The sequence below is a fragment of the Novosphingobium sp. NDB2Meth1 genome, from assembly GCF_900117425.1.
GTDB lineage: Bacteria > Pseudomonadota > Alphaproteobacteria > Sphingomonadales > Sphingomonadaceae > Novosphingobium.
The window spans coordinates 12,967-28,631 of sequence record NZ_FPEH01000021.1 but is presented as its reverse complement, the minus strand read 5'-3'; the positions used below and the strand labels follow the sequence as shown (position 1 = coordinate 28,631).

14 protein-coding genes are annotated in these 15,665 nt (G+C 65.6%); 12 read left to right on the top strand and 2 right to left on the bottom strand.

Going from position 1 to position 15,665, the window contains the following annotated elements; all coding sequences use genetic code 11:
• Positions 1 to 207 precede the first annotated feature (207 nt).
• The gene (locus NDB2M1_RS22680) at positions 208 to 738 is read left to right on the top strand and encodes a hypothetical protein (protein ID WP_171955418.1); all 531 of its coding nucleotides are present in this window, start codon (positions 208 to 210) and stop codon (positions 736 to 738) included.
• Here the strand turns inward: NDB2M1_RS22680 and NDB2M1_RS15540 are convergent.
• Positions 689 to 1,531 carry a CDP-alcohol phosphatidyltransferase family protein gene (locus NDB2M1_RS15540; protein ID WP_072383791.1) on the bottom strand — a complete coding sequence of 281 codons (843 nt, stop codon included), beginning with the start codon at positions 1,529 to 1,531 and terminating at the stop codon, positions 689 to 691. The two genes, NDB2M1_RS22680 and NDB2M1_RS15540, sit on opposite strands and share 50 nt — an antisense overlap.
• Complete coding sequence (locus NDB2M1_RS15535; protein ID WP_072383789.1) at positions 1,528 to 2,277, bottom strand: phosphatidylserine decarboxylase; 750 nt, start codon at positions 2,275 to 2,277, stop codon at positions 1,528 to 1,530. Before NDB2M1_RS15535 ends, NDB2M1_RS15540 begins: the two co-directional genes overlap by 4 nt.
• A 429-nt stretch (positions 2,278 to 2,706) precedes the next feature.
• Between NDB2M1_RS15535 and NDB2M1_RS15530 the strand changes: the two genes are divergently transcribed.
• The 11 genes from NDB2M1_RS15530 to NDB2M1_RS15480 all read left to right on the top strand — a co-directional run bounded on the left by NDB2M1_RS15530 (position 2,707) and on the right by NDB2M1_RS15480 (position 15,569).
• The gene (locus NDB2M1_RS15530) at positions 2,707 to 3,708 is read left to right on the top strand and encodes a hypothetical protein (RefSeq protein ID WP_072383787.1); all 1,002 of its coding nucleotides are present in this window, start codon (positions 2,707 to 2,709) and stop codon (positions 3,706 to 3,708) included.
• A gap of 19 nt (positions 3,709 to 3,727) precedes the next feature.
• A complete protein-coding gene (locus NDB2M1_RS15525; RefSeq protein ID WP_054123203.1) occupies positions 3,728 to 4,219 on the top strand; it encodes a DUF11 domain-containing protein in 492 nt (163 codons plus the stop codon).
• 74 nt (positions 4,220 to 4,293) lie between these two features.
• A complete protein-coding gene (locus tag NDB2M1_RS15520; RefSeq protein ID WP_072383785.1) occupies positions 4,294 to 5,364 on the top strand; it encodes a DUF11 domain-containing protein in 1,071 nt (356 codons plus the stop codon).
• Between the two features lie 121 nt (positions 5,365 to 5,485).
• Complete coding sequence (locus NDB2M1_RS15515) at positions 5,486 to 10,633, top strand: COG1361 family protein (protein WP_072383783.1); 5,148 nt, start codon at positions 5,486 to 5,488, stop codon at positions 10,631 to 10,633.
• A 128-nt stretch (positions 10,634 to 10,761) separates the two neighbouring features.
• Positions 10,762 to 11,331, top strand: a complete 570-nt coding sequence (locus NDB2M1_RS15510) for a DUF4402 domain-containing protein (protein ID WP_072383782.1) — start codon at positions 10,762 to 10,764, stop codon at positions 11,329 to 11,331.
• A complete protein-coding gene (locus NDB2M1_RS15505; protein ID WP_072383874.1) occupies positions 11,331 to 11,882 on the top strand; it encodes a DUF4402 domain-containing protein in 552 nt (183 codons plus the stop codon). Before NDB2M1_RS15510 ends, NDB2M1_RS15505 begins: the two co-directional genes overlap by 1 nt.
• A gap of 170 nt (positions 11,883 to 12,052) precedes the next feature.
• Positions 12,053 to 12,550, top strand: a complete 498-nt coding sequence (locus NDB2M1_RS15500) for a DUF4402 domain-containing protein (protein ID WP_054123208.1) — start codon at positions 12,053 to 12,055, stop codon at positions 12,548 to 12,550.
• A 351-nt stretch (positions 12,551 to 12,901) separates the two neighbouring features.
• Positions 12,902 to 13,399 carry a DUF4402 domain-containing protein gene (locus tag NDB2M1_RS15495; RefSeq protein WP_231625077.1) on the top strand — a complete coding sequence of 166 codons (498 nt, stop codon included), beginning with the start codon at positions 12,902 to 12,904 and terminating at the stop codon, positions 13,397 to 13,399.
• 76 nt (positions 13,400 to 13,475) lie between these two features.
• The gene (locus NDB2M1_RS15490) at positions 13,476 to 14,006 is read left to right on the top strand and encodes a DUF4402 domain-containing protein (RefSeq protein ID WP_072383780.1); all 531 of its coding nucleotides are present in this window, start codon (positions 13,476 to 13,478) and stop codon (positions 14,004 to 14,006) included.
• 453 nt (positions 14,007 to 14,459) lie between these two features.
• Positions 14,460 to 14,960, top strand: coding sequence for a DUF4402 domain-containing protein (locus NDB2M1_RS15485; protein WP_143146789.1), 501 nt, complete (start codon positions 14,460 to 14,462; stop codon positions 14,958 to 14,960).
• Positions 14,961 to 15,134: 174 nt separating this feature from the next.
• Positions 15,135 to 15,569 carry a DUF4402 domain-containing protein gene (locus NDB2M1_RS15480; RefSeq protein ID WP_171955417.1) on the top strand — a complete coding sequence of 145 codons (435 nt, stop codon included), beginning with the start codon at positions 15,135 to 15,137 and terminating at the stop codon, positions 15,567 to 15,569.
• The last annotated feature ends 96 nt before the right edge of the window (positions 15,570 to 15,665 follow it).

Here is a 15,665-nt window from a genome sequence, read left to right as displayed (position 1 = left end):
CTGCCGGAACTGCCGCTATCGAGATTTTTTGCTGCGATTCCGCAGTCTTGTTCAATTGCACGCCATTACTGTGATTGGCCGCAACACCCAGGCGGCCATGTCGGCCGCTCACCCAGGCGGCCCGAGGCGGTCGCGCCCTGACCAGGCGCCCTCCCAGACCGCCGCTGCGGTCCCCGCGCCCCCCGCGCGCGGGGACCGCTATCCGGCATGATCCATGTAACCGCGAGCATTTCAGGCGCGAATGACACCCGCGCACCGCTTGCCCAGCCGCACACCGACAATCCGCAATGTTGGAATTTTCACAGACCCACGCCGAATCGGCTTGACGGGAAGGAACAAAAAGAGAACATTGTTCTCGTCGAGGGGGAGACTTGGAACTTCCGATTCCCTCCCTACCTTATCCACAGGGTATCCACCGCCTGTCAAGCGGTTCACCCACGTTCGAAAGGCAGCGTTTCCATGTCGATGGTCTCCCTCCTCGCTTCGCTTGTGATGGTTGGCGCTGGCTGCGTGGCGTTTGCGGCAATCGCTGTCACCGTGCGGGCGCAGCTGCCCGCCGTCCGCAAGCTGCTGGCGGAGTCGCGCGCGCTCGCGGCGGACAGGGAATTCCTCGTGGAGATCACCACCACCTCGATGCCGGCGCCGCCGCGCATGCCGGTGCGGACACGCCGCGCACCGGTGCGGCTCGTCAAGTCTGCTCAGGCTTCGACGGAGTCACGCTGGCGCGCTGCTGCCTGATTCGGCGATAGCGCCAGAGCCCGACCGGCATGAGCACGAGATAAAGGGCACAGATTGCCACCAGCGTGAGCCAGGGCTCGGTAAGCAGCGCCACGGTGAGCATGCCAGCCAGCGCTATGACTTCGAGCCGGATCGCCCGCCGCGGTCGCAGCGCGCCCCAGCCGAGGGTCGGCAGGTTCGAGATCATCAGGAATGCGATGAGCAGCGCCCACGGGCCGACGACGATCGGCTGGCGGAATTGATCGAGACCGCTGGCAAACCACAGATAGAGCGGCAGGAACGCCAACCCTGCCCCGACCGGCGCAGGTACACCGGTCATGAACCCCGCCAACTTGTGCGGCTGCCCCGGCAGATCGATCGAGGCATTGAACCGCGCGAGCCGCAAGGCGCAGCACACCGCAAGTGCCAGCGCGGCAAACCAGCCGAAGCGTGGCACCGCACTCAGCGACCAGAGATAAAGGATCAGCGCCGGACCGACCCCGAAGGCGATGGCATCAGACAGGCTGTCAAGCTCGGCCCCGAAGCGGGACTGCGCCTTCATCAGCCGCGCCACGCGGCCATCGATGCCATCGAGCACGCCCGCGAGCATGACCGCCAGCACCGCCGCATGAAAATCGCCGCCGATCGCAAAGCGGATGCCGGTGAGCCCGCTGCACAGCGCCGCCGAAGTGATCGCGTTGGGCACGAGCGCGCGCAAGGTCAGCCCGCGCGGCAGGCGGCGACGCCCGAAATCCTCGCTGGAATAGACTTCCCTTGCCGCCGCGCGCTTGCCGGGCGCAGGCGTATCGCTCACTGCCGCACGCCTTCGATCAGCGGCGTCTGGCCGAGCACCGCAAGCACCGTTTCTCCGGCAACAATGCGCTGCCCGATCAGGACACGCGGCTCGGTACCGGCGGGGGGGTACACATCGACCCGGCTGCCGAACCGGATCAGTCCGACGCGCTGCCCACCCGCCACGATGTCACCCGCCTTCACGAACGGCACGATCCGCCGTGCAACCAGACCAGCGATCTGGGTGAACCCCACGCGCACGCCGTCGCCGCGCTCGACGACGAAGTGCTGGCGCTCGTTCTCCTCGCTCGCCTTGTCGAGATCCGCATTGAGGAATTTGCCGGGGATGTAGACGACCCGGCGGATCGTGCCGCCGATGGGCGTGCGGTTCACGTGAACATCGAACACAGACATGAAGATCGAAATGCGCGTCACCGGCACATCGGCCAAGGCCGGCTGCCCGCTTCCGTCATCCGCCGTCATTTCGCGCGGAGGGTTCACCGTGCAGATCAGCGTGACGATGCCATCGGCGGGCGCGACAATCATGCTGTCGTCGCGCGGCGTGACCCGCTCGGGATCGCGGAAGAAGGCGAGTACGCCCAGCGTCAGCACCGCGAGGGGCCAGCCCAGCAGCGAGCCGCCGAGAAACGCGCCTACGAGGCAGGCCGCAGCGGCAATCGCACCGAACTTGCGGCCCTCCGGATGAATGGCGGGCCAGGTGAACCCGGCCGTACCGCGCCCACGATTGTCTAGAATGTCTCCTGCCATTCCGCTCCTCTAGGCCCCGGCGCGCGTGGCGACAAGCACCGAGCGACTGGAGCCGCCGCACAGCCGTGGCTTGCCCCCCTACTCCTCGGCCAATGTACCGCAACGCAAACCGATGCCGCGCGGGACCTGCGGAATTTACTCTGCGAACGCCAGTTTCGTAACCACTTCGGACCAAATTCAAATTTATTTTCAAGGGTATCCGGACCTGTGCCCTGCGGGCGGAGCGGTAACGCTCTTCCGCTCCCCTGGTTCGAAACCAAAATTTTACCACTAAAATTCAGCAGCTTGTGCAGTCGCCTGAAGCGATCACCTAACCAAAGTCGGTTAACATCCGGGCGAAGGAAATAGGCCTCCTATCCGCCCGCGGCGCAGCTTCGAGCCATTTTGTCCTTACCCGATGTTAACCACGCTCGGTGGAAAGGCCCACGTATGAATACGTACCTCACCCACCTGAGCCGGGCCGCGGGCATCGCCGGATGTTCGCTTGTCGCCCTTTCCCTCACCGCTCCGCTTGCGGGCACTGCGCATGCCACCGGGGTGCTTGCGGGCACGCTGATCGAGAACACCGCGACGGCGACCTATCAGACGGGATCGACCACCGGGTCGGTCACCTCGAACAAGGTCACGGTCAAGGTCGACGAGTTGCTCGACGTCGCTGTGGCGACCTTGAGCACCGCGCCTGCCACCGCCACCAGCGAGCCGGCAGTGCTGATCTATTCGGTCACCAACAGCGGCAATGGCCCGGAAGCCTTCAATCTCACCGCCGATCCCAAGATTTCCGGCAATGGTTTCGATGGCACGATCAAGTCGGTCGTGCTCGATAGCAACGGCAACGGCATCTATGATCCCGGCGTCGATACCGTCCTCACCGCAGGCGCGCTGGCGACGCCGGTGCTCGGTCCCGACAAGAGCACCAAGGTTTTCCTCCTCGTCGACTTGCCGGCGGGCGCCGCCGATGCGCAGACCAGCCAGGTCCGCCTCACCGCGACGGCGCAGACCGGCAACGGCACGCCCGGCACCAGCTTTGCCGGCAAGGGCGAAGGCGGCGGCGATGCCGTCGTCGGCCTGACCACCGCCGCGGCCAATTCGCTTGCCGCACTGATCGCCAGCCTCGCCAATATTTCGCTCACCAAGTCGGCATCGATCCTCGATCCGTTCGGCACCGCCAAGCCCGTACCGGGCGCGGTCGTCACCTATTCGCTGGCTGCCAAGGTCACCGGCAGCGGCTCACTCGACGGGCTGCACGTGGTCGACACCATCCCGAACGGGACGACCTATGTGCCCGGATCGCTCAAGCTTGATGCCGCTGCCCTCACCGATGGCGCCGATGGCGATGCCGGCGTGGGTGGTGCCAGCGGGATCGACGTGACGCTCGGCAAGATTGCCGGCGGCACCACCAAGACCGTCGTTTTCTCCGTCAAAATCAATTGATCAATCAGGGATACCAGCCATGAAACTCTCCTTCGTCGTCAAGTCCCTCGCTGGCGCCGCTGCCATGGTTGCCATGGCCGGCCCCGCACTCGCGGCAGCCCAGTCCACGCCGTCACCCGTCACGCTCAAGGGCGATGTCATGCTCGAGAAGACCGTGACCGAAAACGGTGTGAGCAAGGTGCAACTGGTCGAGCCCAAGGTCGTCATTCCCGGCGACCACCTGCTGTTCACCACGCGCTATCACAACGACGGCGCGCAGGCGGTGACCAATTTCGTGGTCACCAATCCGCTGCCGTCCGCCGTTGCCCTTGCGAGCGACGGTGCACAGGGCACGGAAGTCTCGGTCGATGGCGGCAAGACATGGGGCCAGCTTGGCAGCCTCAAGGTTGCCGGCACCGAGGGCACGCCGCGCGCGGCCACCGCGGCTGACGTGACGCACGTTCGCTGGATCATCCCGTCGATCGCTCCGGGCGCTTCGGGTGAAGTCCAATATCATGGAATCGTTCGCTAATCCGGCGGAACGGGGGGTCGCGATGCCTGTGAGCGACCAGAATATTCGCAGGCAACCCAGTGGAGCATATAACAATGACGTATCGCAGCAGACTGCTGGGTGCGGCGGGGCTTTTCGGCCTTGCTGTTCTCGGCGCCAACCCGGCCCACGCGGCCGGTACAACCGCAGGCTCGACGATCACCAACACGGTTTCGGTGGCGTTCCAGGTCGGCGGCATCGCCCAGACCGGCACGGCCGCGTCTGATACCCTCACGGTCGACCGCCGCGTGCAGCTGACCGTCGCCGAAGTCGGCACGACCACCACGACGGTCACGCCCGGCTCGGTCAACCAGGTGACGGCGTTCACGGTGGTCAACACCTCGAACGCCCCGCTCGATTTCGCGCTCACCGCAGCGCAGCAGGTCGGCGGCGCCGGCGCGCACTCGAACACCGACTCGTTCGACGTGACCAACGTGCGCATCTTCCGCGACGTGAACAACAACGGCACCTTCGAATCGGGCACCGACACGCTGGTGACCTACCTCGACGAAGTCGCAGCGGACGCTTCGGTTCAGGTCCTCGTCGTCTCCGACGTGCCGCTGGCCCAGGCAAACGGCGCGGTTGCCGCCGTGACGCTGACCGCAACCGGCCGTGAAGCCGGCGGCGCGGGAAGCCAGGGTGCGGCGCTCGTCCAGACCACCGGTGCGAACACCGCTGGGATGGATACGGTGTTCGCGGACGGCGCGGGTGCGACCGATGCGGCGCGCGATGCCTCGTTCTCGGCCAAGGACGACTACACCGTCTCGGCCGCGACGCTCAGCGCGATCAAGTCCTCGCGCATCATCAGCGATCCGATCAACGGCACGACAAACCCGAAGATGATCCCGGGCGCGACGATCCAGTACTGCATCGCGATCAGCAACGCATCGGGCAGCGCCACGGCGACCACCGTTACCGTGAACGACCCCATTCCGGCGAACCTCACCTACGATTCGGCGTTCGGCGTGAAGACCAACGGCACCGCGACGATCGCGAGCGGCGTGGCGACCTGCGCCGCCGACACGACCGGCACGGGCACGATGGCCTCGAACACGGTGACCGGCACGCTGGCCTCCGTGGCAGGCGGTGAAACCAAGACGGTTGTCTTCCAAGCCACGATTAATTGAACGGGCCCGAGGAAGGCACCCTTCAAGCAATCACGCAGATCAGGACAGGCAGGCGGCGGCAGACCCGGGGGTAGGCCGCCGCCACACCCTTCCTTTGTCCTGAAAACAAAGAACAAACGCCATGCAGGCATTGAGGAACAGGATCTGGGCGATCGCCGCGCTGCTCTTTGCAGCGCTGCTTTTCGCGACCAGCGTTCCCGCCGCGGCGAACACCATCACCAACACCGCCTATGCCCGCTGGAACCAGAGCGGCACCGAACTGACGGCCGATTCCAACGTGGTCTCGTTCGATGTGGTGCGGGATGACACCAGGATTTTCGTGCTGCCCTTGCCCAATGGCAGCGAAACGCTTGCGATCAACGCCGGCTACTGCGGCACCACAGTCTTGCCGAGCGTCAATATCGACCCCAAAGGCGCTGATCCGAACGATCCGGCGACGATTTCAAGCGTGATTGTCGGCCAGCCGGTGGTTTTCCGCCTCGTGTTGGCCCGCAGCGCGCTCGATCCGGGCCGGATCGACACGGTCAAGGTCACGATCACCTCGGCCAGCGGCGACAAGGAACAGGTCACCGTCACCGAGACGGCCACCGACAGCGGCGTATTCTACGGTGCGATCCCGACGAGCGCGATCCCGCCGCAGCCGAAGGACGGCGATTGCCGCCTCAGCGTTTCGGGCGGCGACAAGGTGACCGTCTCCTACAACGGTGCGAGCGGCGACGGCACCGTTATCAAGACCGATGTCGACGTGCTGGCCGACCCCTATGGCCTTGTTTTCGATAGCGAAGATGCCGCCCCGATCGACGGCGCGCGGGTCACGCTGATCGATGTCGCCACCGGCCAGCCGGCGCGCGTGTTTGCCGATGACGGCGTGACCACCTGGCCCTCGACCATCGTCACAGGCTCGCTGATCACCGACGGGGCCGGCCGCACCTGGCAGATGCCGGAAGGCGAATACCGCTTTCCGCTCGCGCCGCTTGGCACATATCGGCTGCTGGTCGTACCGCCTGATCCGTACACCGCGCCATCAGCGCTCACACCGAAGAATTTCACTGGCCTGAGACGTCCCGATGGGGGCGATTTGGTTATTCTACCGGCGTCCTATGGTGAAAGTCTGGCACTTTCGAGCCCGGCACCGGTGCGCGTCGATATTCCGGTCGACCGACCACCCGTTGCCGTGAGCCTCAGCAAGGTCGCGTCGAGACAGGTCGCCCAACCGGGCGATGCCGTGTTTTACACCATCACGGTGCGCAACACCGATCCGGGGCGGATGAAACGCGGCGTGGTGCTGAGCGATACGCCGTCGGCCAACTTGCGACTGCGCGTGAGCACGATCCGCATCGATGGGGCCAAACCGGCGGCGGATGCGGTGACTGTTGCGCCCGATGGCCGCACGATGACCATTGCCATCGGCACGATCGCACCGGGCGCCAGCCGCACCGTGACTTATGCGATGACCGTGCGGCCGGAAGCGTCCGCAGGCAACGCAATTAACCGAATTGATGCCGTGGATGCACGTGGACTAACCGCAACGGCAAGTTCTGCCGTGCGCATCGAGCGCGACAATCTGGCTGCAACGATGACCCTGATCGGCCGCATCACGCTCGGCGCCTGCGATGTGCCGAACAGCAAGAACGCACCCCGCCCGGGCATCGGCGGTGTACGTCTCGTGCTTGAGGACGGCAGCTTCGCAGTGACCGATGCAGAGGGCCGCTATCACTTCGAAGGGCTGATGCCCGGCACACATGTCGTTGAAGCACAATCGGTTACGCTGCCAAAGGGCGGCAAGTTCGTTGATTGCACACAGTCGACCCGCAGTGCCGGGAGTGCCTCCAGCCGCTTCGTGATCGGCCAGGGCGGCAGCCTGGTTGTCGCCAACTTCGCGGCCACCGTGCCCGCCGAGACGCTCGCTGCAGCCGCTGCTGCTGCAGAAGCGGCCAAGCCGGTGGCGGACAGCGACCGCAAGGCGGCGGGCGGCGATACCGACTGGGTTGCCAAGGGTGATGGCCCCACCGAATTCCTTTTCCCCACCGCTGATTACAACCCGCGCGCGCCGACCACCCGCGTCGTCATCCGCCACCGCAAGGGGCAGACAGTGGCGCTCAAGATCGACGGCAAGCCGGTCGACAAGCTGGCCTTCGACGGCGCGCAGAGCTCGCCCGAGGATTATGCCGTCAGCGTATGGCGCGGTCTGCCGCTCAATGGCGAGGACACCCGCTTCGATGCCGAGGTGCGTGATCCCGGCGGTGCCGTGGTGCAAACGCTGACACGCACCGTGCACTTCGGCGCGACCCCGGCCCGTGTCGAACTGGTTCCCGAGCGCACCCGCCTCGTGGCCGATGGCGCGACGCGTCCGGTCGTCGCCGTGCGCGTGCTCGATCGCACCGGCCGGCCAGTTCACGCCGGGATTTCCGGCCCGATCACGCTGTCCGCGCCCTACGAAAGCGCGGCAGCGCTCGACGCACTGCAGAGCCGCATCCTCTCTGGCCTCGACCGCAGCCCGCCGACGTGGATCGTCAAGGGCGACGACGGCGTCGCGCTGATCGAGCTTGCCCCGACGATGGTCAGCGGCAGCCTCGACCTGACCTTCCAGTTCACGGACCGCGACGTGAAGCGCCAGCAAGTGCTCGAAACATGGGTCGTGCCGGGCGAGGCGAAGTGGACGCTGGTGGGCCTTGCCGAAGGTGCGGTGGGCGCAAAGACGATTGCCGATCACATGCACCGCACCGGCAAGTTCGACAGCGATCTGGGCGATCATGCCCGTGTCGCGTTCTACGCCAAGGGGCGGATCAAGGGCAAATGGCTCACCACCATTGCCTATGACAGCGCCAAGCAGCGCGCCGAACAGCGCCTGCTCGGCGGGCTCGATCCCAAGGCCTATTACACCGTGTTCGCTGACGGCTCTGACCGTCGCTTCGATGCCGCGAGCGTGAACAAGCTCTATGTGCGCATCGAAAGCACCCGCGTGCGGGCGATGTTCGGTGACTTCAACACCGGCTTCGATCACACCCAGCTCGGCCGCTACCAGCGCACGATGACCGGCGTGAGGGCCGAGGCGCGGCTGGGCCGGTTGCGCACCGAAGCCTATGCCGCCAAGGTCGCCACCACGCACCGCCGCGACCAGATCCCCGGCGGCGGCATCAGCGGGCCCTACCGCCTCTCCAGCCGCGCCATCGTGCCCAACAGCGAGACGGTGGTGATCGAAGTGCGCGACCGCTTCCGCTCCGAAGTCGTCGTCTCCAGCACGGCACTCACGCGTTTCCTCGATTACGACATCGACCTCCTCGCGGGCACGATCACGTTCAAGCAGCCGGTGCTCAGCCGCGATGCCAATCTCAATCCGCAGCAGATCGTGGTCGACTACGAAATCGACACGCTGAACGGCGGGGCGTGGAATGCCGGTGCGCGCAGCGAATGGCGCAACAAGTCGGAGAAAGTCCGCCTCGGCGCAACCGCGATCAGCGATGCCTCGGCCAATGCCGGCGCGGCGGTGACGCGGACCAATCTTGGCGCGATCGACGCGAAGGTCTTTATCGGCAGCAAGACCGAAGTGCGCGCGGAAGCGGCGCTGAGCCATGCCACCGGCGGCAATCTGGCGGCGGGTCAGGCCGGCAGCGGCACCAAGTCGGCCTGGATGGTCGAACTCGAACGCCATGACGCGCGGCTCGATGTGCTCGCCTATATTCGCTCGCTTGATGCCAATTTCGGTGTCGGTCAGGTCAGCATCGGCGAGCTTGGGCGCCGCAAGATCGGGCTCGATACGCGCTACCGGATCAGCCAGAAGTGGCTGGTGAGCGGCACGGCGTGGCAGGATACCTCGCTGGTCGACGGGTCCAAGCGCAGCGCGATCCAGCTGGGCACGACGTGGAACTCCGCCGGCACCGAACTGCGCCTCGCCGTCGCGCGCTACAGCGAGACGCTGGCGCAGGGTGTCGCCGCGGGTCCAACCGGTGCCAAGGGCGGCAGCACGACGCTGATCGAAGCGGGCAGCACGAAGCGCCTGTTCGACAACAAGCTGGAACTGAGCGCGGCGGGCTCGATCGCGATCGGCCGCAGCGATGCGACTTCCTATCAGGCGCCGCGCTACCGGCTCGGCCTGCGCTATGCGATCACACCCGATGTCCGCCTGATCAGCGATTACGAGATCGGCAACGGCAGCCAGGGCGAGACACGCACACTGCGCGGCGGGCTGGAAGTGCAGCCGTGGACCGGCGCCAAGATCGCCACCGTAGTCGGCCAGCAGGCGACCAAGGGCCTGCCCGTGGCCACCGAACAGCAGGCGATTGCAGAGCAGGGCAAGCGCGCGTTTGCCTCCTACGGCCTCGCGCAGTCGCTGCCGGTGAGCAAGGCGCTGACACTTGACGCCACCATCGATGGCAACAAGGTGATCGGCGGCAAGAGCGCGCTTGCTACCAATGGCGGCACGGCGGTGGTCGGCGCGAGCAGCCAGACGACGATCGCCGAGGACTTCACGGCTTATACGCTCGGTGGGACGTGGCGTTCTGGCCGCTGGAGCGCGACCGCGCGCGCGGAACTGCGCGATGGCGAACTGACCAAGCGCAAGGGCCTGACCTTCGGCATGATCCGCCAGATGGGCGAAGGCAGCGTGGTCGGCGGCGCGGTGACCTGGGCCAGGTCGCGCGATGCAACCGGCGCACAAAGCGAAGTGGGCAGCGCTGCCATCTCCATCGCACAACGCCCGGCGACTTCGGCTTTCGCGTTCCTGAGCAAACTGGAATTCCGCAGCGACCGGATTTCGGGCGTGACGGCGGCGAGCGCAACCGGCACCGGCGCGGCGACCGACGGCACCGCGCTGACGGTCGATGGCAATGCCCGCTCGCGTCGGATCATCGGCAGCTTCTCCGGCAATTGGGCGCCGAGCGGCCACGTGGACGGGCAGATGGTCCAGCGCACCGAGATCGGGATCTTCGTCGCCGCGCGGCACAATCTCGACCGCTATCAAGGCTTTGACCTTGCCGGCACGACCGTGCTGGGCGGGGTGGATGCGCGCATCGGCATCGGCAAGCGCATCGAAGTTGGCGGCAGCGCGACAGTGCGGCGCAGCCTCTCCGATGGGACCACGTCTTACGCGGTCGGGCCGCAGATCGGCATTGTCCCGGCGGACAACGTGATGGTCGTGATCGGCTATAACCTCACCGGTTTCCGCGACCGCGATTTTGCCGGCGCGCGCAACACGACCAAGGGGGTTTTTGCGACCATGCGGGTGAAGTTCGATTCCAACTCGCTGGCCGCACTCGGCATCGGCCGGTAAACAAATCCGTTAACGAACTGGCTTAGCATGTTCCAACGGGGGACTGCGCCTTCCCGCGTATTGCCGCCGTCGGGGTGCAAGTTTATCAACCATACCTTCGCTACTTTGTTTGCGCAGGATCGGTTCGCTTGCAGCCCATTCGCATCGTTTCCCTGAACCGGGTGATCCGCTGGACAGCGGCGGCGGTGCTGGGTGCGTGCCTTGCCGGTGCCGCCCCCCCTGCCCTCGCCGCGGCGCCTTCGGTCACAGTCAGCGCGGATCAGGCCTTGCGCTTCGGCACCTTTTTCACCGACACCTCTGGTTCAAGGACTGTATCGGCAACCGGTGCGGTTAGCGGTTCCGCCATTGTTCCGCTGACGGGGACTGCGCCAGCCCCGGCGCAGTTCACCTTCACTTACGATCGCGGCAACAACGCCAATGTCGCCTATTCGCTGCTGATTTCCGTGCTCGTGCCCGGAACGGCAAGCCAGGTCAGCGGCGGCGTGACCGGCACGATTGCCCGGTTTGATACCGATCTTCCAGGCATATCCACGCTGATCCCGGGCCAGACCGCGCAGATCACGCTGACCGGCTGCCAACGCCGGATCTGCAGCCGGACGTTCCGGGTGGGCGGCACCTTGCAAGTCGCGCGCACATCCGGCGGGGCACAGCTAGCCATCCCGCTGCCGATAGTCGTCACCGTGCTGGCCGAACTGTGATGCGTGGGCGGTTGGTCCTCGCAGCGGCGGCGCTCGTCAGCTCGCCCGCGCTGGCGGCAACCGGGCAAAGTGCAACCGCGTCGGGACAGGCACAGGCCGTCATCATCACGCCGATCATCGCCGTCGCGCTCAACGATCTCGATTTCGGATCGCTAACCTCGTCGCGTACGGCTAGCGGAACGGTAACGGTCGGTGCAGAGGGGGCCGTCAACTATGCTGGTGGTGCCGCACCGGCCTGTGGGGGCGCCTGCGCCGGCGTCGCACCCGCGCGCTTCCTCGTCAGTGGCGAGGCCGGGCGCAGCTATACCGTCAGCGCACCGGCCACAATTACTGCCAGCGGCACGCTGATCGGCGGCGGCAGCGCGCCTGCGCTCGCCATCGATGCGCTGACCGTGCACCTCGACAGCCATGCGGGAGCGGTCACCAGCATCGGCCAGCTCGACGACAAAGGCGAGGATCGCATCGAAGTCGGCGGGCGGCTGAACGTCCCTGCGGGCACGTCCCCGGCGCATTACCGCGCCACTCTGACCATCATGGTCACCTACAGCTGATCACCCCGGGAATATCCGGGAGCTCTGGCCTTGCGCCCCTTCCAGACGTGCTTACCTTTCATTAACCATGTCTACTTAGGAATTGTACGTAAGAGGACGCCGGGGAAGCCCGGCCCCTCCAGTTCCGCCGATTCTCTGGTGCGGGGCGAAAGGGACCAGGAGCTTAACCGGTGAACAAGTTTTTTCCTGCGGCGCTGATCGCCGTTGCCACAGCGGGCCCGGCCTATGCTGCGCCGGGCAATACATCGACCGCGACAGGCACAGCGACCGCGACGATTGTCGCGCCGATCGTGCTGACCCACCCGGCTTCGGCCAGCCTCAACTTCGGCCGCTTCACGCGCGGCACCGGCGGCACCGTGACGGTGACTGCGGCCGGCGCCGGCTCTGTCGGCAGCGACGTGACGTTCGTGCCCGGATCGACCACTGCGGCTGACAGCTTTACCGTCGCGGGCGACGCCAATCGCTCCTATTCTATTGCGACGACAGGCGGCAACGTGACCTCGGGCGGGACAAGCCTTGCCTTCACCACCACGCCATCTGCCGCAACCGGCACGCTCAGCACCAGCGGGACCGGCAGCTTCACTGTCGGCGGCACACTGACGGTGACGGGAACGGCTCCGACGGGCGCTTACACCGGCACTTACTCGGCAACCGTCGCGTACAACTGAACGCAGCGGATCAGCAGATCCCCACCCAGCATTTTGGTTAACAGATTTGGAAAGGATTAACCAGGCGGTGCGCAGATGCGCGACCGCCTGGTTTGCGTTTGGCCACCCTGCACGGACACCGGAAATTCGCTTAATTTCCGAAAGTTAGATCGAAGGTCTCCTCGAGATAGCCGAGTTGGAAGACACAGAATCTTTTCAAGAGGTTTCGAGAGGCAAACACTTTCTTAACCATATTTCCTTAGGACGTTTACTTATCAGGCCACGGGAAACCACGGCCCTGATGAAACCGCGTTTACCAGCTCCAAGACCGGGACGTTGCGGGGCGAAACTGAAAACTCAGGAGCATACGACGTGAAGAAGATCATTCTCGCCACTATCGGGATCCTCGCCACCGCGACTCCCGCCTTTGCCGGCTCGGGCAACCAATCGACCGCCACCGGTACCGCGACCGCGACCATCGTCGCGCCGATCGTGCTGACCCACCCGGCTTCGGCCAGCCTCAACTTCGGCCGTTTCACCACCGGCACCGGCGGCACCGTGACCGTCTCTGCAGCCGGCACCGGTTCGGTCGGCAGCGACGTGACGTTCGTGCCCGGCTCGACCAACTCGGCCGACAGCTTCACCGTTGCGGGCGATGCCAGCCGTTCGTTCTCGATCACGACCACCGGCGGCAACGTGACTTCGGGTTCGACCAACCTCGCCTTCACCACCACGCCTTCGGCTGCAACCGGCACGCTCAGCGGCACCGGCGCGGCCAGCTTCACCGTCGGCGGCACGCTGACCGTGACAGGCACGGCGCCGGCCGGTTCCTACACCGGCACCTACTCCGCCACCGTTACCTACAACTAAGCCCGGGATTGCACCGGCTGTCGCCCTTTTGGCGACAGCCGGGCTCTCGTAACCGTTCCCCAAACCTGGCCGGTACATGACCGCTCGTTTTAGCCCTTGCCTGATCGCGTTTGCCGCGTTCGCAGCGTCGCTCCCGGCGCCCGAGGCGGCCTATGCGGCCCCCGGAGGCACGGCGACAGTGACCGGAACGGCCAGTGCGCAGGTGATCACCCCGATCAGAATCGTTGCGACCGCACCCTTGCGGTTTGGCGTGATGGCACAGCCCACCGCGGCGGGTACGGTCACCGTAAGCACCGCCGGTGCCGTCTCGACCACCGGCGGCATGGCTGGCAACACCGCCATCGCCCAGGGCAGCTCGGGCCCGCAGGCCGGCAGGTTCCGCGTGAGCGGCGAACCGGGCCGCCAGTTCTTCGTGACCCTGCCGCTCGCCGCCACGGTGACCCGCAGCGGGAGTTCAATGACAATCACGCTGTTTACCGTCGGCGCCCTCACCGGCTCGCCGGTCGGCACGCTCGACATCGCGGTGGGCGGCACGCTTGCTGTCGGCGCATCGCAGCCCGTGGGGACCTACAACGGGACCTACCAGATCACCGCGTCCTACAACTGACGCAGCGACCACAGCGTCGATTCTTCATCGCCCGCGCCGCAACGGCCGCGGGCCTTTTTGCGTCCGCAGAGCCTGAGGCTGGCCGATAACCGCTTCGAAGGCGCAAAAAATTACCTCCGGCAAAAAATTTTTTCCAATTTTTCCGCGATCTAGCTGCCGCGGAAAACGCCGGGAGCCCGGCGCCGGCATGCTTCGAAATGGACGAATATTCACATCCGCAGCGGAACTTGTATGGTTAATCGCGAATAAAGACTGGTTACTGACTAGTTTATATTCCCATTATGAGACACTTTTTAAGTAAAAATGCGAATAACCACCCATTAACTGGCCCCGAATACGTACGACTACGTACCGAATAACGGCGATCCAGCCCGAGTTCGCAGTACCGCAGTTTATCGGACGTGTCGCAGCCCACGGGGGGAGGCGCCACGGCCTTCTTTCGGGAGCTTACACGTGAAGAAGATCATTCTCGCCTCGGCCATCGCGCTCGTTTCCGCCACCCCTGCCTTCGCCGCTTCGGGCAACACCTCGAGCGCCAACGGCGCTGCCACCGCCACTATCGTCGAACCCATCGTCCTCAACCACACCCCGGGCGCCGCGCTCGGCTTCGGCCGCTTCACCACCGGCACGGGCGGTTCGATCACCGTCTCGGCCGCCGGCGTCGGCACTGTCGGCGGCGACGTCGCCTTCGTCCCGGGCTCGACCAATGCGGCTGACGCCTTTGGCGTGACCGGCGATGCGGGCCGTGCGTTCTCGATCTCGACCGCTTCGGGCACTGTGACCGACCCGGTGAGCAGCACCACCATGAGCTTCACCACCACGCCCTCGGCCGTGGCCGGCACGCTGACCGGCGGCTCCGCCACCTTCACCGTCGGCGGCACGCTGACCGTGCTCGGCAGCGAACCGGCCGGTGCCTATACCGGTTCGTACAACGCGACCGTTACATACAACTGATCGACCTGAGCCTGCCGGGGGCGTGCCGCAGCGGCAGCCCCCGGCCAGAGCCCTCTCCTTTCTCGGAAAACCTAGATGTCATCCGCCTCGCGATTCCTGTCCGGAATGGCGGCCATGGTCTGCGCCATGGCTTCCCTTGCCGGAACTGCGTTCGCAGCCCCGAGCAGCTCCACCGTGAGCGGCGCGGCGCAGGCGGTCATCCTCACGCCGTTGACCATAGCGCCGATCGATGCCCTGTCGTTCGGGCAGATCACGCGGCCGACCGCTGCGGGCACTGTGGTCCTTTCGCCCGCAGGCGCGATCACCACCACCGGCGGCGTCCTCACCAGCACCGCCATCGCGCAGACCACCCGGCGTGGCCCCGGCACTTTTGCGGTCGTGGGTGAAGCGGGCCGGGCCTTCAGCGTGGATCTGCCCACGGTCGTGATCCTGCGGCAGGGCACGCGCAACATGCGTCTCAGCGCGCTGCGCAGCAACTGGACGCCCGGCACCGTCTTCAGCGCGTCGCGGTCCTTCGCGCTATCGGTCGGCGCCACGCTCAACGTGGGCGCGAACCAGACGACCGGCACCTACACCGGCACCTATGCCGTAACTGTGACTTATCAGTAGTACGCGATTGCCAGCGAATCAGGGATTCCCCATAAGGGCATTAACCTATTTCGCTGACCCGGGACGTACCTCTTGTTTATCTTCGGACATCGCGGC